The organism is Beijerinckia indica subsp. indica ATCC 9039 (assembly GCF_000019845.1).
GTDB lineage: Bacteria > Pseudomonadota > Alphaproteobacteria > Rhizobiales > Beijerinckiaceae > Beijerinckia > Beijerinckia indica.
On record NC_010581.1, the window covers coordinates 3,511,644 to 3,533,921 of the forward strand.

At 58.8% G+C, this 22,278-nt stretch carries 17 protein-coding genes and 1 tRNA gene; 5 read left to right on the top strand and 13 right to left on the bottom strand.

All coding sequences use genetic code 11. The annotated features are described in order from the left end of the window. Positions 1-35: 35 nt before the first annotated feature. From BIND_RS15575 to BIND_RS15625, 11 genes are all read right to left on the bottom strand, one after another. Entirely contained in the window at positions 36-968 is a 933-nt protein-coding gene (locus tag BIND_RS15575) for an SMP-30/gluconolactonase/LRE family protein (RefSeq protein WP_012385984.1), read from the bottom strand. A gap of 33 nt (positions 969-1,001) precedes the next feature. Then, positions 1,002-2,090: an aldose epimerase family protein gene (locus tag BIND_RS15580; RefSeq protein WP_012385985.1), complete on the bottom strand. Its 1,089-nt coding sequence runs from the start codon at positions 2,088-2,090 to the stop codon at positions 1,002-1,004. 2 nt (positions 2,091-2,092) lie between these two features. Further along, positions 2,093-3,019 (bottom strand): Gfo/Idh/MocA family protein, encoded by a 927-nt coding sequence (locus BIND_RS15585; RefSeq protein ID WP_041778921.1) that lies wholly within the window; start codon positions 3,017-3,019, stop codon positions 2,093-2,095. Positions 3,020-3,060: 41 nt separating this feature from the next. Next, a complete protein-coding gene (locus BIND_RS15590; RefSeq protein ID WP_012385987.1) occupies positions 3,061-4,647 on the bottom strand; it encodes an aldehyde dehydrogenase (NADP(+)) in 1,587 nt (528 codons plus the stop codon). 5 nt (positions 4,648-4,652) lie between these two features. Then, positions 4,653-6,026 (bottom strand): MFS transporter, encoded by a 1,374-nt coding sequence (locus BIND_RS15595; protein WP_012385988.1) that lies wholly within the window; start codon positions 6,024-6,026, stop codon positions 4,653-4,655. Between the two features lie 79 nt (positions 6,027-6,105). Beyond that, positions 6,106-7,038 carry a dihydrodipicolinate synthase family protein gene (locus tag BIND_RS15600; RefSeq protein WP_012385989.1) on the bottom strand — a complete coding sequence of 311 codons (933 nt, stop codon included), beginning with the start codon at positions 7,036-7,038 and terminating at the stop codon, positions 6,106-6,108. Between the two features lie 9 nt (positions 7,039-7,047). Then, on the bottom strand, positions 7,048-8,784 hold the full coding sequence (locus BIND_RS15605) for an IlvD/Edd family dehydratase (protein WP_012385990.1): 1,737 nt from the start codon (positions 8,782-8,784) through the stop codon (positions 7,048-7,050). A gap of 16 nt (positions 8,785-8,800) precedes the next feature. After that, complete coding sequence (locus BIND_RS15610; protein ID WP_012385991.1) at positions 8,801-9,526, bottom strand: FadR/GntR family transcriptional regulator; 726 nt, start codon at positions 9,524-9,526, stop codon at positions 8,801-8,803. Positions 9,527-9,651: 125 nt separating this feature from the next. Then, positions 9,652-9,882: a sugar ABC transporter substrate-binding protein gene (locus tag BIND_RS21740; RefSeq protein ID WP_012385992.1), complete on the bottom strand. Its 231-nt coding sequence runs from the start codon at positions 9,880-9,882 to the stop codon at positions 9,652-9,654. Positions 9,883-10,181: 299 nt separating this feature from the next. Continuing rightward, the gene (locus BIND_RS15620) at positions 10,182-10,583 is read right to left on the bottom strand and encodes a 4Fe-4S dicluster domain-containing protein (RefSeq protein ID WP_012385993.1); all 402 of its coding nucleotides are present in this window, start codon (positions 10,581-10,583) and stop codon (positions 10,182-10,184) included. Continuing rightward, on the bottom strand, positions 10,580-12,160 hold the full coding sequence (locus BIND_RS15625; protein ID WP_012385994.1) for an FAD-dependent oxidoreductase: 1,581 nt from the start codon (positions 12,158-12,160) through the stop codon (positions 10,580-10,582). Before BIND_RS15625 ends, BIND_RS15620 begins: the two co-directional genes overlap by 4 nt. A gap of 479 nt (positions 12,161-12,639) precedes the next feature. Between BIND_RS15625 and BIND_RS15630 the strand changes: the two genes are divergently transcribed. Genes BIND_RS15630 through BIND_RS15640 form a run of 3 tightly spaced genes read left to right on the top strand, consistent with a single transcriptional unit; the run spans position 12,640 to position 17,159 of the window. Then, entirely contained in the window at positions 12,640-13,512 is an 873-nt protein-coding gene (locus tag BIND_RS15630) for a TauD/TfdA dioxygenase family protein (RefSeq protein ID WP_012385995.1), read from the top strand. A gap of 21 nt (positions 13,513-13,533) precedes the next feature. Then, positions 13,534-14,598, top strand: coding sequence for an ABC transporter substrate-binding protein (locus tag BIND_RS15635; protein ID WP_012385996.1), 1,065 nt, complete (start codon positions 13,534-13,536; stop codon positions 14,596-14,598). Positions 14,599-14,651: 53 nt separating this feature from the next. Beyond that, entirely contained in the window at positions 14,652-17,159 is a 2,508-nt protein-coding gene (locus BIND_RS15640) for a TonB-dependent receptor (protein ID WP_012385997.1), read from the top strand. Positions 17,160-17,999: 840 nt separating this feature from the next. On the opposite strand, the gene BIND_RS15645 is transcribed toward BIND_RS15640, so the two are convergent. Further along, positions 18,000-18,076: transfer RNA gene (locus BIND_RS15645), tRNA-Arg, on the bottom strand. Positions 18,077-18,248: 172 nt separating this feature from the next. Here BIND_RS15645 and BIND_RS15650 point away from each other — a divergent pair. Continuing rightward, the gene (locus BIND_RS15650; RefSeq protein WP_012385998.1) at positions 18,249-18,869 is read left to right on the top strand and encodes a DUF938 domain-containing protein; all 621 of its coding nucleotides are present in this window, start codon (positions 18,249-18,251) and stop codon (positions 18,867-18,869) included. A 6-nt stretch (positions 18,870-18,875) separates the two neighbouring features. Here the strand turns inward: BIND_RS15650 and BIND_RS15655 are convergent, their stop codons facing one another. Continuing rightward, a complete protein-coding gene (locus tag BIND_RS15655; protein WP_081433829.1) occupies positions 18,876-20,432 on the bottom strand; it encodes an HWE histidine kinase domain-containing protein in 1,557 nt (518 codons plus the stop codon). Positions 20,433-20,957: 525 nt separating this feature from the next. Here BIND_RS15655 and BIND_RS15660 point away from each other — a divergent pair. After that, complete coding sequence (locus BIND_RS15660) at positions 20,958-22,238, top strand: efflux RND transporter periplasmic adaptor subunit (protein WP_012386000.1); 1,281 nt, start codon at positions 20,958-20,960, stop codon at positions 22,236-22,238. Positions 22,239-22,278 lie beyond the last annotated feature (40 nt).

Here is a 22,278-nt window from a genome sequence, read left to right on the forward strand (position 1 = left end):
TGAATACGTTATTATTCAAGCGCTAGCATGCGCTATCACGGATCGGCAGCAAGCTTGACGCGAGGCTCCGGCCGGCCTTTCGCACCGATATCCAACAGAAAGGTGCAGCCGTGATGCGGATCAGCAGCGCGCGCCGAAATATCCATATCCTGATAGGCCGAGGTGACCAGAAGCCGTGTATAACCAGGGCCGACAAAGACTGGGCAACTCGTATTGAGCGCGGGGGCGGCCACGGTGCGCAGGTGAGCGCCATCCGGCGAAAAGGCTTCGACGCAGGCCCCGCCCCAGCAGGCGCACCAGATGAGACCGTCCGCATCAGTCACCGCGCCATCAAGCCAACCCGGTGTCTCGCGCCGATGGAGCGCGGAGGGCCCTCCTGACGGCAAACCCGTCGCCAGATCGAGCGGCACACGGTAGAGCACATTTTCATAGGTATCGGCGAAATAGCCCATCGTCCCGTCCGGAGAAAAGCAGATGGCGTTGGGGATGGTGAGACCGGTGAACAGGCGTTGCAGCGCGCCGCGATGCAACGCATAGATGGAGCCTGCTCCGACTTCGGCTTTACGCCCCATGGTGCTGGTCCAGAACGTGCCGCTCGGATGTGCCCGCGAGTCGTTGGACCGGGTGATCGGATTGTCCGGCTCGATCGCCACGAGTTGTTGCAGCACCCCGCTGTCCTTGGTCCGCAGATAGAGACCATCTTCGGCTGCCATCAGTTGGCGCCTATCGTCGACGTGAGCAAGAGCGCTCGCCATAAAGGGCAACGGATGGATGAAGATCTCGCTGTCGCCAAGCCTGGCTTCGAACAGGCGGCGTTCCACTATATCGAACCACCAGGCCGTATCGCTCGCCTCATCATAGGCTGGGCCCTCGCCAAGATGGCAGCGCTCCGCGCACAAGAGCGTGGCCGCAACCTGTTCGATCGACCTGCCCTTTCCCATGTCGCTGCATCCGTCAATGGCTGTCATGTTCGTTGCCTTGCATCCGTGGTCTCCCCCGGTTCAGGTTGAGTAAAAACGGTAGAAGGAAAGGTGCCGGTAAACTTCGCCTGGATCGAGTCTGACGGAGGAGTAGTCCAGCCGATTGGGCGCATCAGGCCAAGCTTGTGGCTCAAGGCAAAAGGCATCGGCTTGCCGATAGAGGCGGCCGCGTTTTCCCGGCACCGACCCGTCAAGGAAATTGCCGGAATAGAATTGGAGACCGGGCTGATCGGTGAAAAGCTCCATCCCTCTGCCGGACGCGCGATGCAGGACTCGGGCGGCGAGCCGCGGTGCCTCGGTCCGGCCGCCTTGGAGGCAAAAATTGTGGTCGTAGCCCTGCGCAAGACGAAGCTGCTCGTGTCCGTTTCGTAGGCGCGCGCCAATCCGCTGCGGCTGACGGAAATCGAACGGAGTGCCCACAACAGGCTCCGGCCCGCCAAGCGGAATCAGGGTCTCATCAACAGGCAGATAGGCATCCGCCATCATGAGGAGCTCATGGTCGAGCACATCTTCTGCCGCATCAACGCCGGCGAGATTGAAGAATCCGTGGTGCGTGAGGTTGACGACGGTGGGTCGATCGGTCATCGCCTCGAAGGCGATGGAGAACCCAATATCCTCGGTCACGGTATAAGTGACGCGGGCGCTGAGTGTGCCAGGATAGCCTTCTTCTCCATCGGGGCTGATATAGGCCAATGTCATCGAGGGCGCGGGATCATCCGTAAGGGCCTCGATAGACCATAGCCGCTGGTCGAACCCGGCTACACCGCCATGCAGACTGTTCACCCCATCATTGGCCGTCACCTGGAATCGCCGGCCATCGAGTAAAAAGCTGCCGTGCGCGATACGGTTAGCATAGCGACCGATAGTGGCGCCGAAATAGCGTCGATGCGCGAAATAAGGCGCAAAATCGTCATGACCAAGCACGATGTCGGCGCAACGTCCTGTACGGTCTGGCACGTGAAGGGATTGGACAGTGGCACCAAAAGTAATGACGGCGAGTTCGAAGCCGTTTCTGCCACAGAGCCGCACACGCTCAACAGTGGCTCCGTCCGGCAGATGACCGAAGTGCTCGCGCACGATGTTCGGACCCACTGTTTCGATGTATGTCATGGTCAATCCTCGAACGGCTCGACCAATGTGCGGCGGCCCAGCATGAAGGCATCCGCGACATGTTGGAGGGGGACGAGGTCGACGTCGCTCATCCCTCCGGCAATGAGTTCAACGAAACGGCGATAAATGCCGCGATATTCGGCCTCAGGCGTCTCGACGAGTTTTTTGCCGTCGTGAGCCAATTCGGCTCCCCCCTTGGAGAGGACGAGGACGCCGTCAGCCGTTTCGACCAGAATGTCCCAGCTCTGCGGCCCGGTCTGGCGGAAGTCGAATTCGGCGTGGATGGCGAGGCCGTTTGTGTCGGAGAAATCGAGATCGGCAGCGATCGGTGCCGCGCGGTTTGCCGGGAAAGCGAGTTCCGCCCGGGTGAGGAATATGGGACGTGGCAGAATCTCCGTGAGAATCGACAGGGCATTGATGCCGGGGTCGAAGACACCAAGACCGCCTGGTTCCCAGATCCAGGCCTGGCCCGGATGCCAGATCCGCACATCCTCCTTCCACGCGATGGTCACGGCGCGAAGTGTCCGTTCCGCGAGGAAGGCACGGGCGGGTTCGACGGCCGGCGCAAAGCGGGAATGCCAAGTGGCGAATAAGGTCCTGCCCGCCCGCTGAGCTTGTGCGACGAGCGGAGCGATTTCGCTTACTGTAGCGCCCGGGGGCTTCTCGAGAAGCACGTGCTTGCCTGCGGCGAGTGCGACCTCCGCCTGGGCGCGGCGGACCTGCGGCGGAGTGCAGAGTGCCACGGCATCAATCTGTGGTCCTTCGCTCAGGAGATGGTCCAAAGTCTTGAAATAGGGGATTCCCTCGAGCCCCCCATCATGGCTCGCAATGGCCGTGAGCGCGATGCCTGGTGTGGTGGCGATAGCGGGGACATGCTGATCGCGGGCGATCTTGCCAAAACCCACGATGGCGAGGCGGATCGGGGGCACCGTCTCTTCCCTGGCTGCCGGGCCGGGTTGCAGAACTTGAATCATGGCGCCCCTCCGAGCTCGGTCTTTCCATTGACAAGCCGGGGCAAGCCAAGAGGATTGTCGGGCTGCAGGGCTGGCGGCAGCAAGGCCGGTGGCAGGTCCTGGTAACAGACAGGTCTCAGGAAGCGGCGAATGGCCAGCGTCCCCACCGATGTCGTTCGCGGATCGGACGTGGCTGGGAACGGCCCCCCATGCACCATGGCATCACAGACTTCCACGCCTGTGGGCCAGCCATTGGCGAGAATGCGTCCCGCTTTTTCGTCCAGTACTGGCAAAAGTGTGCGAGCAAGCGTTTCGTCGCCAGATTCGAGATGAAGAGTCGCCGTGAGTTGTCCTTCGAGCGCACGGGCGACGGCTTGCATCTCTTCCTTATCGGCGCAGCGCACGATCAGCGATGAGGCGCCGAAGACTTCATGTGACAACTCGGATGTGGCGCAGAAGGCTTTGGCGTCGGTCGTGAACAGGGCCGGCCTGCAAGCGTTGGGGCCATTCGGAACAGTGCCCCGGGCCAGTTCCTCCACCGCCGCTTGAGCAGCCAGCGCGTCAACGCCCCGCTGATAGGCGTCAGCGATGCCGGGTGTCAGCATAGCGGCTGCGGGGGCTCCTCCCAAAGCCACAGCGGCAGCGGCGATGAAACGGTCGAAATCCACGCCGGCGATGCCGATCGCCACGCCGGGATTGGTACAGAATTGGCCCGCCCCCAGCGTAAGGGATCCGACGAAGGCGGTGCCGAGTTGATCGGCTCTTGCAGCGAGCGCGCCGGGCAGCAGAAACACAGGATTGATGCTGCTCATCTCCGCATAGACCGGGATCGGCACCGGGCGCTGCGCGGCAATACGCGAGAGCGCAAGGCCGCCGCCCCTTGAGCCCGTAAAGCCGACGGCCATGATGCGCGGATCCGCGACCAACGAGGTTCCGAGTGTATGGCTGGTGCCCGAAAGCAGGGAGAAGACGCCTTCCGGTAGGCCCGAGGCCTCTACAGCCGATCTTACGGCGCGGCCGACCAGTTCCGAAGTGCCGGGATGAGCGGGATGGCCTTTCACCACCACCGGGCAGCCAGCGGCCAGCGCCGAAGCCGTGTCACCCCCTGCCACCGAGAAGGCAAGCGGGAAGTTGCTTGCGCCGAAGACGGCCACCGGACCGACGCCGATCTGTCGCATTCGAAGGTCGGAGCGCGGCAAAGGTTCGCGTTTGGGCAAAGCGGGATCGATGCGCGCATCGACCCAGTCGCCGCGCCGAAGAACCGTGCTGAATAGCCGGAGTTGCCCCGTGGTCCGCCCGCGCTCGCCGGTGAGGCGAGCCTTAGGCAGCCCGGTTTCCTGCATGGCACGGTCGATCAGCTCATCCCCGATCGCCTCGATCGCATCGGCGATAGCCTCAAGGAAAGCCGCGCGCGCCGATGGCGTGGTCTCGCGGAAGATCGGGAAGGCTTCCGCTGCGAGTTGCGCGGCGGCCTCGACGTCCGCCTCTCCTGCTTCGGCGAAGGGCGGCTCGATCGTGAGGCCGGTCGCGGGATTGACGGCGTGGAAGGTCTGTACTGTCGACACGTCGCGGCTCCCGATCAGGCTCTCTCCTTTTATCGCCATAGGTCTTATCTCCTTGATTTAAGGGCCTGTGTTTTGTCTAGCGAAGCGCGCACGACGAAGGCCATGAACACGCCGAACAACAGCACGGCCGCGAGAAAATAGAGGCCCGCGGCGGTGCTGCCTGTCGCGTCCTTCAAGAGGCCAATGCCATAGGGCCCGATGTAGCCGCCAAGATTGGCGAGGGAGTTGATGGTGGCGATACCCACCGCGGCACTCGCGCCGGTGAGGAAGACACCGGGCAGCGTCCAGATCACGGCCTGGATCGGATAGATGCAGAAGGCCGCCAAAGACAGGAAGAGCAGTTGCAGCGCCGGCGTCTCAACAAAAGCACTGGCGGCAAGGGTCACGGCTGCCAGAGCCGCGACGACGACAATGTGCCAGTGACGCTCACCGCGGGCATCGGAATGGGCGGGAATGATGCACAAGCCCGCGACCGCAAACAGATAGGGGACCGTCGACAGGAAGCCAATTGCAAGGTCGCTGACGCCGAACTGCTTGATGATGGTCGGCAGCCACAGTGACAGACCATAGATGGCGAGCGGGAACGGCAGGAACAGAAGGGCAAGAAGCAGAACCCTCCTGTCGGTGATGGCCCGGAGCGGATTGCTGTGGGACTCGAGCTTCAAGGTGGTTTTCTCCGCGGCGAGCTCCCTTTCGATCCAGGACAATTGGTGCGGCGTAAGCCAGCGGGCATGACGCGGCGACGCGGGCAGGATCCATAATGTCGGCAGCGCCAGGAGCATCGCGGGCAGTCCGCAGACGATGAACAGGACCTGCCAGTTGCTCAGCCCGAAGGCGCCCGGAGTGGAAAGGATCAGCCCGGCGATGGGTCCGGTCACGATCAGCGCAATGGGCTGGGCCAGCACCAGAAGGCCGATGATCCGCGCCCTGTGGCGCAGCGGGAACCATTTGGTGAGGACGTAGAGGATACCCGGATAGAGGCCAGCCTCCGCCGCGCCTAGAAGGAAGCGCAAAATATAGAAAGACAGCGGGCCGGAAATGAGCGACATGGCGATCGTGATGAGGCCCCAGGTCGCGAGAATACGGGCGAACCAAAGCCGGGGACCAAAACGCTCCAAGGCGAGATTGCTCGGGACTTCGCACAGGAAGTAGCCGACGAAGAACAACCCCGCGCCAAGGCCGTAGGCAGCATCTCCAATGCCCACATCCGCATTCATATGCAGCTTGGCGAAGCCGAGCACCGCCCGATCCACGTAAGCAACAATGTAGATCACCGCCAGAAAAGGCAGCAACTTCCGGCTGATGAGCCCGATGATCTGCCGTTCTTCCGAGGAATGAGCACCGGACGCCATGGCTGCAGGGCGAAGCTGCGATCGGGAAGACGATCTTGAAACATGATTGACGATTGTCTCTGACATTTCCTTCCCCTTTGGCCGTGATTGTCCTGGCCATGATTTTGTTTATTGTCGTTGTATGTGCCTGGGAGCGTCGCCGCCCTCACCTGCCCCATTGCAAGACGAGTGGGTTGAGCCTTTGCGCGATCTCGATGAGGCCGGCACGGATGGCGGGATGCGGCGGCTGCAGGGGTGCCCGCACGGTGTCGTGGGCGATGACACCGCCTTCTTTCATGAGCGCCTTGCAGGCCGAAAGACCGCACTGGCGGTTCTCGTAATTAATGAGGGGCAGCCAGCGCTGATAAGCATCCATCGCCGCTTCCCGGTCGCCGGCGAAATAAGCGTCAGTGATTTGGCGGATGCCATCGGGATAACCGCCGCCAGTCATCGCTCCGGTCGCACCGGCGTCGAGGTCTGCCATCAGCGTGATCGCCTCTTCGCCATCCCATGGCCCTTCTATGGCGTCGCCGCCTTCCGCGATCAGCGCCCTGAGCTTGGCCGCTGCCTGCGGGACCTCGATCTTGAAATAGGCGAGATTCTCGATCTCTCGTGCCATGTGCGCGAGGAACGGCACCGGGAGCGGTGTCCCGGCCACCGGCGCGTCCTGCACCATGATCGGAATCGACACGGCATCGGAGACGGCGCGATAGAAATCGAAGATGGCGGCCTCGGGCACGCGGAAGGTAGCGCCGTGATAGGGCGGCATGATCATGACCATGGCTGCACCGGCATTCTGCGCCCGGCGCGAGCGCTCGGCGCAGACCGCGGTAGCGAAATGCGTCGTAGTGACGATGACCGGCACGCGGCCGGCCACATGCTCCAGCACGGTGACAGTCACCGCCTCGCGCTCGGCGTCGGTCAGCACGAATTGCTCGGAGAAATTGGCGAGAATGCAGAGTCCATTGGAGCCGGCATCGATCATGAAATCGATGGCGCGCTTCTGGCCATCGAGATCGAGAGCTCCATTGGCGTCGAACACTGTCGGAGCGACGGGAAAGACACCGCGATGGGGGCGCTTCAAGGGAGAGGTGGACATTGATGACCCTCAATGATTGTCGCGCGGCACGGGCGCGCCGGAACGCCCGACGAGGAAATCGAAATCGGCGCCGCGATCGGCCTGCAGCACGTGGTCGATATAGAGGCGGGCGTAGCCGCGATCGGCGTGAGGAACGGGTGGCTTCCACACGGCGCGGCGCGCGGCGAGCTCTTCCTGGCTCACATGCAGGTGGAGCGAGCGAGCCGGTACGTCGAGGGTGATCAGATCGCCGTTGCGGACCAAGGCCAAGGGGCCGCCGGCCGTGGCCTCCGGTGCGACATGCAACACTACTGTGCCATAAGCAGTGCCCGACATACGCGCATCCGAGATACGGATCATATCGCGCACACCTTGACGCAGCAGCTTGGCCGGCAGCGGCATGTTGCCGACCTCGGCCATGCCTGGATAGCCCTTCGGTCCGCAGTTCTTGAGCACCATAATGCAGGAGGCGTCGATGTCGAGCGTCTCGTCGTTCACCGCATGATGCATCTCTTCCACATTCTCAAAAACCACGGCGCGGCCGGTGTGGCTCATCAGTTCGGGGGAGGCAGCGGAAGGCTTGATCACCGCTCCGTCGGGCGCAAGGTTACCCTTGAGGATGGCGATGCCTGCGTCAGCCTTGAACGCTTTGTCGAAGGGTGTGATCACCTCATTGTTCCAACAGGGCGCATTCGCGACATTCTCCCAAATGCTTTGCCCATTGACCGTCCGTGCATCACGATGGAGGAGGCCACGCTCGCCCAGCGTGCGCAGCACGGCCGGCAGGCCACCCGCATAATAGAAATCCTCCATCAGAAAACGGCCGGACGGCATGAGATCCACGAGGCAGTGAATGCCACGACCCAGCTGGTCGAAATCATCGAGCGTGAGCTCGACGCCGATGCGCCCGGCAATAGCAAGGAGGTGAACCACTGCATTGGTGGAGCCGCCGATAGCAGCGAGCGTTCGGATCGCGTTCTCGAAGGCGGCACGGGTAAGGATGTCCGAAGGCTTCAGATCCTCATGCACCATGTCAACGATGCGCCGTCCCGCCATGCGAGCGATGAGGTTACGGCGGGCGTCGGCGGCGGGAATGGCGGCATTCTCGGGCAGTCCGATGCCGAGAGCTTCCACCATGGAGGCCATAGTGGAGGCGGTTCCCATGGTCATGCAGCTGCCCGCAGAGCGGTTCATCGCGGCTTCGGCTTCATGGAACTCGGCGAGGGTGATCTCGCCAGCCCGCAGCTGCTCGCTCATGGAAATGATGTTAGTTCCAGAGCCGATGATCTCACCGCGATAGACGCCGCGCAGCTGCGGTCCGCCCGAAACCCCAATGGTCGGAATGTCCGCCGAGGCGGCACCCATCAGCAGCGCGGGGGTGGTTTTGTCGCAACCCATCAACAGCACGACGCCGTCAAGCGGATGCGCGCGGATCGCCTCCTCGACATCCATTGACGCAAGATTGCGGAACAACATTGCGGTCGGGCGCATGGTCACTTCGCCGAGCGAGGAAACCGGGAATTCCAGCGGAAAGCCACCCGCTTCCAACACGCCGTAGCGCACATGCTCCGCAATGGTGCGGAAATGGGCATTGCAGGGTGTGAGCTCGGACCAGGTGTTGCAGATGCCGATGACCGGGCGCCCGTCGAACTGGTCCTGCGGGAAGCCGCTATTCTTCAGAAAGGAGCGGTAATAGAAGCCCATTTTATCCTGCCGACCGAACCAGGCCTGACTGCGCAGAGGCTTGTGGGGAATGTCGTCTTTCATGTTGTTTCCGTTTGCTTCAGTCCGCTGCCCGGTGGCGGCGCTGGCCTGAGAAAATGACATTGGTCATCGCAGCCGCTGCCGACTCGGAATTCTTTTCAGCGATGGCGTCGACGATGCGCTCATGGGCGGCGACGGAGATTTCAAATTCGCGTTCATCGCGGGGAGCGCTGAGACGAAAGGACACGCGCAAGGCCGCCTCGATGACCGCACCGATGGAGCGCATGAACGGATTGCCGGAGGCATTCGCAATGAGAAGATGAAAACCGAGATCTGCTTCCGCGAAATTTTCCGCCCCTCGTGAAGCAGCTGCATACATGTTGGTGATGATTGCGCGCATCAGGGCGATGTCTTGGTCGGTCCGCCGCTCAGCGGCCAAAGCAGCCGCCCGTGGCTCGACAGCGAGCCGGATTTCGGAGAGATCGCGCAGGAAGCGGGCGTCGATGCCGGCATCGAGATGCCAGGCCAGCACGTCAGGATCGAACATGTTCCAGGCGGCGCGTTCACGCACCACCGTGCCCACCCGGGCCTTCGTGCTGAGCAGCCCCTTGGCGACGAGGGTTTTTACACTCTCGCGCAGGACCGGACGCGATATGCCGAACAGCATGGTGAGTTCGGCGTCTCCGGGCAGTTTGGCGCCTTCCTTGTAACGGCTGGCAATGATGTCGATGCCGATGATGCGTGCCACTTCCGCATTATTGGAGTTGGTTCTGCGACTGGGAATGACAACGAGCGGGGACGTCATGATATTGTAACTCCTGCGGAACGGATGTCTGATCGCCTCGAGGTCGAGCCTGGCCTTTTGGAAGGCGATGTCGTGGCAAGCGGCACATCTCCCGCTCTCGCACGAACCCGAAACGCGTCGGCTGCCTACAAAGGAAGAGGGTCCGCGCCACTGACAGATTCGGCGGCAGATGAGGTGTCGGCGATTTTGAGAGTGATGATGCGCTTTTGGGCCGAGACGGAGGTCTCGGTGGCTCGCCCGCCCGATTCCAAATCGATCTGTGAGATGCCGATGACAAGGTCGGCGGCAGCGCGGGCGTCTGTCGCAAGCAGCGCGCCGGCAATGAAGCTGACAAGCAGCAATGCCTTGAGAAGCATGACGTTCCTCCGGTGAATAGAGCCGCCATGCCTCTGCCGGGCCGGTCGGCCCCATGCTTATGGCATGTTTTAGAATGCCTGAATAGTCATATTATTTGACTTTTTTAGACGCTTGAAGCAAGGCTGCCGGATCGTCAAGTACCGCGCTTCTCTCTTCGGCGCCGCCAGCCTATTGCGGTCGTCATGGTTGTGAGATGAGGGGCTGAAGGCCGTGCCAAGGGCTTGCGGCATCAATGCGGATCGACCGCAGTGCGGCTTGCTGAAGAACCGCAGCCGCTTCTCAATCAGGGTTCAAGCGCCTAGCGAGGTGGCAATGCAGCCGATTCAGGGTGGCGTTCCTCATAACGCTTCTCAGCGGTCTGTGCCCCCTCCATCAAAAGCGGACCGAGCCGCCAGAATTCACGGAGCGGAGCAGGATCATCTGGGCCGGCATCCCATTCATAATCGCGGCGAAGCTGACCAAGCAGGCCGGATTTGCGGATCAATTCAGGGTCGACGGGTTCTGGCCCCTGCTGGATTGGACCGACATAGATCGCGTCCTTTTCGCAATAGAGCTCGCACATGAAACAGGTCTGGCATTGGTCCTGACGTGCTATGAGCGGAACCCTGCCCGCTTCCGCCGGATCAAGAACATGCGTGGGACAGGCTGCAACGCATGCATTGCAGCCTGTGCAGAGATCTTCGAAAATATGCACGATCATGCAATAGCCTTCATTGTCGTATCTGTTTCATAGCGCGTCCAAAGATGATCCGAGTCCAGACCGCCAACAAGCAAACGGCTCGTATATTCCGGAACCGTATCCGTCCTGTCAGCACGCGAATGAATACCGCGGCTTTCCTCGCGTGCGAGTGCGGCCGCGGTACATAAACGCGCCACCGAGGTCATTGCCGCTGTCTCACGGGCAGCGACGATCCCAAGACCTTCAGCATGGCCATACACAATAATCTCACGCCATGCCTCATCCAGAAGAACGCTTGTGTTCGACAGGTCTTTGGATGTGCGCCAAAGAGCACGCTCCAATGGCAGGACCTGATCTTGCACGCGCTGAACAATCGCCTGCATGTCGATCGGTTTGGCTGTGCCAGAGGGACGCAGCGCGGCTGCACCCGCAGGCTTAATGGTCTCAGTGGAGCGGCGACCTAACCGACGCGCCAAATGTGCGGCACCTTTGCCAGACAGGATGCCCGATGTTAACGCCCAAGCGGCGTTTTGTGCACCGCCGCCGCTTGTCGCACCAGCGATAAGCTCCCGCGTCGCTGTATCTCCCGCCGCATAAAGTCCCGCAATACTTGTCTCGCAATGCGCCCCGGTGATTTTCAATCCCCCCGTCCCACGCACCGTCCCTTCGCCAAAAAGTTTCACCTCGAAACGATCCTCGAAGATCTTGATCCCCTTCCGCTCGAAAGGAGCGATGGTTGCGGGCTGAATGTGCCGCAGTATCGATTTCAAATCGACAGGAGCGTCATGCAAATCCGCATAGACAGGCCCTGCGGCAAACGCTTTCGCGAGAGCCTTCAAATAAGCGGTCCCTGACCTGAACGGTGGAATATCAAGCTCCTGACCGGACACATCGTAATAGCGTGCTCCTGTATACGGAAGCGTGCGTGTTGAAATCCAGGCCGGAGAAATCGAATAGGCAACGTTGAATTCCATGCCAGAAAATTCGGCGCCGACCTCGCCAGCCATCAAATGACCATCGCCTGTGTTGGTATAGCTGCCGATCAAACCCGAACGAAAAGCACAGCCACCCGTCGCCAGAATCACGGCTCCGGCGCGAATTTGCCAATGTTGCCTTTCAAGTCGCGCATAGCCTGCTGCACCGGCAATGGACCCATCCTTGTGAACCAGGAGTTCAAGAGCCGGATGCTGATCGAAAATATGGACGCCGCTCTCCAGGGCGAGATTACGCAATGCTCGTAAATATTCGGGTCCCCTGACACCGGGATAATAAGGCTGACCTCGGCTGTCTGTGGCAAAGCGGTAATATCCAGCGAGCTGCGGTAATGTCTGCCAGGTTATATCGATGATCCTCGCCATCCATCCCTTGTCGGCAAGGCCGCAACTCGTTGCATATCGACGTTCGACCGCGGATTCACGCTGTGCATCGTCCGGAGGAACCCACCAATGGTTCGGCCCGCCCGTCGCTGTAACACCACTGGTCCCGACGAAGCCTTTGTCCACGACAACGACATCGGCACCTTCCCGCGCGGCCGAAATAGCCGCCCAGGCTGCTGCCATTCCGCCACCGATGACAAGAACATCTGTATCAACAATCATGTCAATTTCCATCGAAACAGGGAGTCAGAACAACCAGGGGGCAGCATTTCACCAACGTCCCTTGGAAACCAAAATCCCAAAAGGCCTGGCCACGAAATGTCGTCACGGCTTTGACGAGCGAGGCAGAGGGTGCACCGGCAGCGAAGCCATAAAGCGCATTGTGTCGTGAAGTCCTGGGTCTCAGCGATCCCATATATGCACTAAATCGATAGACTTAATTACAACAAGGCCAAGCCAGATAAACCGCGAATTTCCAAAGCCAAGAATATGGAAAACTCATCAATAGACCAAGCAACACGACCTTGGAAGCTCCCTAACTGAAGCGAAGGCCTTGTGCGCGCGAGCGTTTTTCGCCTGGTATTCACTTCCTTTATATTAACTAAACAATTTCAATAGAAATTATCGATTGTTAAGGCCTCGCTCATCCGTTCAACTGACCTGGAAAGAGGATCCACCTTCTTTCCAGGCAGGAGAAATACATGAGCGCTGTCGCCCAACTGCAATCTGAAGCCTCGTTCCCCCTCACGATCTCCCCCTTGCAGCCCACCATCGGCGCCGAGATCGCCGGCGTCGACCTGCGTGAACCCCTTACGCCTGCTTTGCGCGACGAGATCAAGGCGGCCATTCTCAAATACAAAGTCGTGTTCTTCCGTGACCAGCATATCACCCGTGAACAACAGGCCGCCTTCGCCCGTCAGTTCGGTCCGCTGTACACCCATCCGACGACCAAACAAACGGATACGGGAGTGGACGCCTCCATCCATCGGATCGCCGCCGTTGATTTTCAGCTCTATGAAAAAGAAGCGGCGGTGCGCGCAAAGGACGAAATTCAGGAATTCTATCATACTGATACGAGCTGGCGCTTGGTGCCGACCTGGGGCGCTGTGCTGCGTGCTGTGACTCTCCCGGACGTCGGCGGCGACACGATCTGGGTGGATGCCGGTCTTGCCTACCGCAATCTGCCTGATGACATTCGCGAGCGGCTCGAGGGCCTGCATGTCACACATGATTTCCGCAACGCCTTGCTGTGCGCAGGCCATGATTATCCGATTGTTGCCCACAAGATCGTGCGGACTCACCGCGAGACCGGAGAGAAAATCCTCTGGGTGAATTTCAGCCAGCATCCGACGATTATCGGGCTCGACCGAGCCGAGAGCCGTGCCCTGCTGGAAGAAGTCGCTGCCGTTTACCGCCGCCCGGAACATCAGGTTCGCTTCAGCTGGCGGCCGGGATCAATCGCCTTCTGGGATAATCGGGCGAGTGTCCATTATGCCGTCCGCAATTATGGCGATTTTCCACGCCTGCTCGAACGCATCCTTATTCAGGACGAGAAACTCTACGCCGATCTGTAACATCACACCAAGGTGGCAATCATGACGAGACGCATAACAGTGTTTTGCGCACGACGTACCCCTGTCATGCGTCTCGGTCTCCTTCTCGCCCTGGTTCTGTATGTGATTACCAGTCTATCGACCGTATGGGCCGACGACACAGACGTTTTGAAAATCGGCGATCAAAAGGGCGGCACGCATGCCTTGATGCAAGCGGCCGGTGTGCTTGATGACATTCCTTATCGTCTTGAATGGCGGGTCTTTGCGGCCGCCGCTCCCCTGACCGAGGCTTTGGCTGCGGGTGCCATTGATGCGGGCCTTTTGGGTGATGCACCATTTCTTTTCGCCTATGCGAGCGGCGCGCCGATCCGGGTGATTGCAGCGGCGGCACCCGATGGCGAGAAAAGTGCGGGCGTGGCAATTCTCGTCCCCAAAAACTCGCAGATCAAATCACCTCAAGAGCTCAAGGGCCATTTGCTTGGCACGATCCGTGGTTCGGCCGGTCATCATTTCGCGCTCCTTGCGCTGGAACATTTCGGCATCGATCCACGCGATGTCAAATTCGTCTTTCTCGGCCCGGCTGAGGCCAAGGCCGCCTTGAGTACCGGCGCGATCGACGCCTGGTCGATCTGGGATCCCTACCTCACCCTAGCCGAAATGCAGGATGGCGCGCGCCCCCTCGTTGATGGGCCGGAGGTGCCGCGAACCGGCTTCGTCATCGAGGCGGCCAATATTGACGCCATCAATAAGAAACAGGCGCTCCTTGAAAATTTTCTAGGCCGCTTCCGTCAAGCCAGGACTTGGCTCGGCACACATATCGCTGATTATGCGCAGGTATGGGCCAAGGAAACCGGCTTGCCTGTCGAGGTCGCGAATGTCGTCGCACAACGCCATTACGCATTATTCAAAAGGGATATTACCCTCGATCACACGCTGTCTGATCAGCTTGCGGCTGTGTTCGACATTTATCGCCGGCTCGGGGTCGTGACACTGGAGCATGGTGTGCCTGATATCGATAAGGCACTAGCACCAGTCTTCAATTCCGTTCTGTCAGCTTCTTCCAATCGGACAGGGCAATCCTTTTCGTCGCAAAAGATCACAGAGTAAAATGACCATTTGCTGCCGATACGCATTCCCGAGCCGCAATCGAAAATACCTCAATGAAAACGCTCTACACATCCTATAATGACGACCCGCAATCCAAGCTTTTGGCCCAAGTCAATCGGGAACTGATTGCTATCAAGGCAGAGCGGCGCCATTGGCCTAACGGAACAAGGCGCTCCTTAAACCACTGCCTCGCAATAAGTCATCTGTGGACAGGGCTTTGCCTCTCGCAATCCGTATTAGCCCAACAGGCTTCTTCCACACAAGCAACGCCCAGCGGAGCGCAATTACAGGTCGAGGATGTCCAAGTCATTGGATCCAATCAAGTTGATCAAAACCAAAATGTCCCGATACCGATAACAACAATTTCGGCCAGTCAAATCCAAGCGACACATGTCTTCAATCTGCGCCAGATAGCGGCGCAAGTGCCAAGTCTCCAGATTCAAGGCTTCAATCCACGCAATGCCACATTAACGATCCGTGGCCTGGGCAGCAATACCGGTATCGTGAACTCAGGCCTGGAACAGGGTGTCGGAATCTATATTGATGGCGTTTATTATGCGCGTCCCGCAATTACCGTTTTTGATCTCTGGGATCTCAGCGGCGTCGAAGTGCTGCGTGGCCCGCAAGGGACGGCCTTTGGTAAAAATGCGACTGCGGGAGCCATTAATATTTCCACAGAGCTGCCGACCTTCGCGCGGACGATGAAGGCAGATTTTTCCGTTGGAAACTGGGGATATACGCAATTTCGCGGCGCTGTCAGCAGCCGTATCGCGGATAGTGATTTTGCTTTCCGTCTTGCTGGCTATGTCACGAACCGAAATGGCAATATCTATAATTCCACTCACCACGAATATTGGAATGATCTTCATTCAGGAGGTGTCAAGGCACAGATCCTTTTTGAACCCAGTGAAGATCTCCGTGTCCGTGTGATTGGAGATTACAATGCACAAAAAGAGGAAAGCGGCTTTTCCATTATCAAACAAGCCTTGCCGACAACACTTGCTAATGGATCAAGTGTCGTCGGTTATTATGAAAAAGCTGCACGTTTTCCAGACTATAATGCTGTGATTGCCAATCCTTCTGACCGTGTGACACCGATTGATTCTGATCATACCCTTGTCATGAACACAGGCGGCATTTCGGTTCAGGCCGATGCGAAGATCTTCGACGCACACCGCTTGACCTCGATCACCGCCTTTCGCTGGTGGGGCTGGAACTCCTCACTGGATGGTGACTCCCTGGGGCTGCCGATCCAGACCGCGGCCAATCTGCCGACGTTCCAGCGACAGGTCAGCCAGGAAATCCGTCTCGCCTCCCCTGAAGGAGGAGCGCTCGACGGTCATCTTGATTATACGCTCGGCTTTTTCTATTTCTGGCAACATAATCGAGAGCATCAGTACAATGCCTGGGGACAGGCCGCGAGTACCTGGTATCTTGGTGCCAACGCTCCCATCTCGGCCTTGAATGGCCTGACGTCCCTCGGCGATATTTCTTCGACAACGAACAGCTATTCTGGTTTTGGTCAGGCCACTTTTCATATCCTGCCAGATTTCGACCTGACGGCAGGTCTGCGTTACAATGACGATGTCAAGAACGGAACCTACAATGCCTGGCAGGGAAACAACGCGGTTCCAATCGCGCAACTGCCCGCTGCTTATCAAGCTTCCGCGGCGAGTCTGCGGAATAATCTAGCACCCACCACAGCCTATTCGGCCTTTGCTGAGAGCGGGAATTTTTCTGGCACCGCCAAATTGTCCTACCGCTTCAACGACCAGCTTTTTGGTTACGCAAGTTATGCGCATGGATTTATCGGCCCAGGACTCAATCTCACTCCTGTGACTGGAACGTCCGGGATTAGTCCGGTTGTCGCGCCGGAAACTGTCGATTCCTACGAAGTCGGTGTCAAGACCGATTGGTTGGATCACCGACTCAGCCTCAATGCCAATTTGTTTCTGCAACTGGCCGATAATTACCAAGCATCCACCTATGCCTATATTGGATCCCGTTATGTCTCTTATATCGGTAATGTCGGGCGGATCAGGACGCGCGGCTTTGAGATCGATTCCCATGCACAAATTACAGATGATCTGACGGCGACATTTTCGGCCACCTATAATGATGCGACCTTTCTTTCCTATCCCAAGGCGCAATGTCCGTTTGCCTATTCCTATCTATCGACCTGTGATCTTTCTGGCCAACCTCTCACCGGCGTTTCTCGCTTCGCTCTCTTTCTTGGCGCGGAATACAAGCATTCCATAGGGCATTATGCAGACCAGGATATTATTGGTTATATCGGTGGAGATTTGACCTATCGCTCATCGTTCTTTTCCACACTCAATGATGACCCTTTTGGTCTCGTGCCTGCCTATAGTGTCATCGGCCTCCACGCCGGCTTCCGCACACAAGATGGTAATTATGATGTAGCCTTCTGGGTGAAGAATCTCGCCAACACGACTTATTACGCGCAAATCTCTGTTGGCAGCTCCAGTGCGGTGCCCGTGGCGACAGCAATCCTTGGTGATCCACGTCAGGTTGGCATGACAATCAGTGCCAAGTTCTAAAGGCCTTGTCGCAAAAATTTTGCAAGCGATAGATGGCTGAGGTGTCAATGCTCAACAGCGGGCCGACTGACCAGGCCTGATGGGCGATTTGCAAGACTGGTCAGTGTTTCACCAGAGAAGAGGATGATCCGAGCCGCTGAACATGAACGGTCGGCACAGTCGGCAATGCCAACAAACTCTTGCGATCTTCGGCTGAGATGATGACGCTAAAGGTCAGAGCCATCATGCCGCCAGACTAGCATAGTCCTCAGATTCGAAGCCTGCGTCAGCGTCAGTGCGCTCGCTAAGAAAAGCCGGCCGGCAAGCAATGTCCGGAACGCCCGATCGCGGACGACAAGACGGTCAAAGTGACGGTGGAGCGGCCCGCAACCCTCCATTGCGACTGCCCCCCTACACCGAGATTCTTGGCGTCGTTGCGATCACGACGACGTCGGTAACGATATAGGTCCGGTGACGCATTGCCTTCGCTTATGGGACAGTGCTGCCGACACATTGACGAGAGTAGAATCTATGTGGCGATACCTGTCAGATAACGTCAGGTAGCCTATGGCCTAGCTGGCCCTCTTCGCATTTATGTCGTCGGAGGAATCCGCATTCTCTGGCTCACCCACCGGCATGGGCGTGACGCACGTGGGTTTTCGTGGAGCCTTGCGCCGCTAAAGGTAAATAGGCAGTCGCAGAGCTATTCTGAAGGGCGAACTCTGGCGCCCCGCGCCTCATCGGCGACCAGCATCCCTGTGGTCAGGGTCGACGGGGTCAAGAACCCCGCTTGGCGAACCAGCTGCGCTGCTTCTTTCTTTGAGAACGGAGATAAGGAGAATGCCAGTCTCGTTGAGAGACTGGCGCACCCGAGAGGATTCGAACCTCTGGCCTCTGCCTTCGGAGGGCAGCGCTCTATCCAGCTGAGCTACGGGTGCAACGCGCGCACTTTAGCCCAGTTTGACGGCAAACGCCAAGGGGCTTCCTGATAAAAGTATTCTTCACGCCCCCTCTTGAGAGGGAACGGCTTTTGCTTCGATCTCAATGGCTTATGATCGATGGCACCACGCCGGTCATGCCCCGGCGAAAGAAACTGGAGAGAATCACACGATGGAAGTGCCCGATGCCCGGCTGCACGCGCCAGCGGCGTTGCGCAATCGCGATCCGATTCTCGCTATTCTCCAGGCCCATCTGCCGCCGCAGGGACATTTGCTGGAAATCGCCAGCGGGTCCGGCGAACATTGCATCTATTTCGCCCGCGCCCTGCCAGACTATATCATCCAGCCGAGTGATCAGGATCCCAAGGCCCGTGCGAGCATCGAAGCTTGGATCGCCGCTTCGGGTGTGCCCAACGTCCTGCCGCCCCTGGCCCTCGACGCCACGGCCCCAAATTGGATAAGCGCCCTGGGAAACTGGGCCCCGACCACCATCCTGTGCATCAATATGATCCATATTTCGCCCTGGGAAGCCACCGAAGGTCTTTTCAAGGGCGCGGCCTTACTGCTCTCGCCTGGCCAATTTCTATTCACCTATGGCCCCTATAAGCGCGAGGGCCAGCATACAAGCGAAAGCAATGCGCGCTTCGATGCGGATTTGCGTCGCGAAAATCCGCGATGGGGCATTCGCGATCTTGAATCCGTCACCGCTTGCGCAAAGGAGCATGGCTTTGGCGCGCCCGAGGTGGCGCAAATGCCGGCCAATAATCTCACGCTGACATTTCGACGGTTGTGACCGCAATTATGCGTCGCTCTCCAGCGGGATCAGGAGATGCAACCGAAAACCCTTGGGGTCGTAATCGGCTGTCACTTCGGCGCGGATCTGCTGTGAAAGGACACGCTGCAGCAACATGGAACCGAACCCCTGCGCCAAAGGCGGTGTAACGAGAGGACCGTCGCTTTCCTCCCAATCGCAAGACAAAGCGTCGGTGCCATCCTTCTTGGTCAGGGACCATGTGACCTTGAGCCGCCCCTCATCATGAACCAGCGCGCCATGTTTGACAGCATTGGTGGTCAATTCATGAATGGCCATGCCGAGCGGCACGCCGATTTGCGAAGGCAGATCGACGGCCGGGCCGGAGAGCATGATCCGGCCACCGCGATCAAGACCATAAGGCTCCAGTTCCTGGACGAGTAAATGCCGGAACTCGACCGATTGCTGTAATTCCTCGGTCATGGCCGCGTGGGTCTTCGCCAGCGAGGCGATGCGGCCAGCAAAGGCGGCTTGAAAATCCTCGATCGAGGCCGAGCTTTTCGCCGTCGTGTTCATCACTCCTTGCACAATGGCAAGGGTATTACGCACGCGGTGATGCAGTTCACGAATCAGAAGCGCCTGGTAATCTTCCGCCAGAACCTGATCGGTCACGTCATTGCCGACAATGAAAATACCATTGACCTCGCCCTCGATCCCCAAAATGGGCTGCAAGACGAAATCCAGATAATGGTCATGCAATGGTCCTTCAGAATCATCATCATCATGCAGCTGAACTTTCATCCTGCGGCCGAGGAAAGCCTTGCCGGTCTTGAACACATGATCGAGCAGCGCGACATAATGTTGATCTGCAATCTCAGGCAGAATGTCCGCGACGGTCTTGCCGACGAGGTCTCGTTTACCCACCAGTTTGAGCGAGGCAAGGTTGGCCAGCTCGAAACGATGGTCCGGCCCGCGCAGGACGGACATGAAACTCGGTGCCTGCATGAAGAGGCCACGCAGATGATGGGTTTCGGCGAGCAGGCTTTCGTTCAGGCTTTCAAGTGGCGTTTCGGGGTTGAAACCGTCTTGGCATACTCCGCTCCCTATAGGTAGGGACGCGGAAGGGAATTGCGTCGTGGCGACAGCCGTCATGTCCTGGGCATTTTGCAGAATGAAAGCAATCTTGCCGTCAGCGTCCCGTAGCGGGCTATGCGTGAAGCTCCAGTAACGTCGTTCGAGCGCGCCATCGACATGGATCGGCAAGCGCAAGAGAGGCATGACATCTTTCACATTGTCCGAAAGCACGCGTTCCAACGAGGCCTCGATCAGAACGCGTACCGATCCGTCCATGCAAAAGATCCCGGCAAGCGTCTTTCCCAAAACCTCGGGCGTTTGCCGCGTGATCTTCCGATAGGCCCCGTTCATCGCGACAATGGTCTGGTCCGGAGCGAGAACCATAAGAGGGATCGGCAAGGTCTCGAAGAGCGCTTGGAAGTCCAGGGTATCATCAGAAGGTCTCACGCGGCGACTCCGATGCTCACGCGGCAACGCCACGGACGGTCCTGTCGCGCCAATGTCCGTTTCCTCCCGTTTTGGTTTGTCCATGCGGGATGGATCATTCGCATCCCGCTGCCCATCGTCGCAGCCAATATCACACGGCAAAAAGGTCGAGGGCTCGGTCGGTTGGATAGCATGCGTCGATCTCATGGCCCGAATTCTGGTTCCAAGCTCTTGTTCATCCTCGTTCACACGCGGCGTCGGGTCCTCGATAATCATCAAGGACCAGCGGGCGTTCCATGGTCCGAGGGACAAGATTGCCTGTCAATGCGCGGCGTACCGTTTGGTTCGGTGTTGTGGACAAGCTTAAACAAACTCTTTAGGATAACTTCATTAAATCCGAAACCGGGTGACGGTTCCCGCCCCTCTGTTTCCGGCAATAAAGTGCCCCTGCCTCCGGGGAACGCATAAGATATTTCGCTAAACGGTTCTCGGGCGGAGCGGCCATCGCGCCTCCCAGTGCCTGTTGCCTATAGGGTGGGAACGGCAATCAGGCTCCTTTATACCGTCGTCTGCTAAGCCAAAAGCCTCGGCTTTCGGTGGCATACACGGGTCCCGCCGAGGGTTTCTTTCTTGCGCCTCTTGCGTTTCTCTTCCTCTTGTCTTTTTCTCATCCAGGCCTCCGTCGCCGTGGCGCAAATGCCTCCCGCCGGACCACCTGCCGTCGGCGTGGCGCGGGTCGAAAAAAAGCCGATCACCCAAACCAATGAATTTCTAGGCCGTATCCAGGGTATCGAACGCGTCGATATTGTCGCGCGTGTGACCGCCTTCCTCGATGAGGTCGCGTTCCGGGACGGTGCCGAGGTCAAGACCGGCGATGTCCTCTATCGGCTCGAACGGGGTCCCTTCGAGGCGACACTCGCCGCACGCCAAGCGGTCGCCGACCAGTTTCGCGCCCAGCTCACCAATGCCAAGATCGCCCTGGCGCGCGCCGAGGCCCTGTTACGAACGCCTGCCGGCACGCAGGCGAATGTCGATACGGCGACCGCCAATTCCCGCGCCCTGGAAGCGCAGGTGCAAGGCGCGGAGGCCGACACGAAAAACGCACGGATCAATCTCGATTATACGACCATTACCTCCCCGATTGACGGCAAGATCGGCCGCACGGCCGTACGCATCGGCAATGTCGTCAGCCCCTCGAGCGGCACGCTCGTCACAATCGTCGGGCAAGACCCGATGTATGTCGTCTTCCCTGTTTCGGTACGCACTATTCTCGATCTGCGTGATCGCTATCGCACGCAATCAGAGAAAGATCCGGAGCATACAGGCCAGCTCGTCGTCCGTCTGCGGCTGCCTGATGGCCGCATGTATGGACAGACCGCGCATGTGGATTTCATCGACAATAGCGTGCAGTCCGCAACCGATACGATCCTTTTGCGCGCGACGATTGCCAATCCCCTCATTCCCGTCAACAGCGCCACACCGAATTCGCTGCGCGAATTGACGGATGGCGAATTCGTCAATGTCGTCCTCGAAGGCGCGCAGCCGATCGTCGTCCTGGCCATTCCCCGCGCCGCTGTGCTCACCGATCAAGAAAGCGATTTCGTCTATATCGTCGATAAAGAGGGCAAGGCACAGCGCCGCAATATCAAGCTGGGACAATCAACGCCCACCGTCGCTTCGGTCATTACCGGCCTCCAGGAAGGCGAACTCGTGATCGCCGAGGGCTTGCAAAACGTCCGTCCGGGCCAGCCTGTCTCGGCGAGCCCGATGACCCCTGGCCCCTCGCTCGGTCCTGAAACAGCCGCACCCGGGACAGGTACATCTGGAACCGCGACACCAGTCACCAAAGCACCAGGAACCAAAGCGCCCAGCGAATCCGCCCCCTCTCGCGCCGCGCCTGAAAAACCCTGAACGCGGCGCGCCGGTTCACGCCGGCGATGCGATCGTTTTC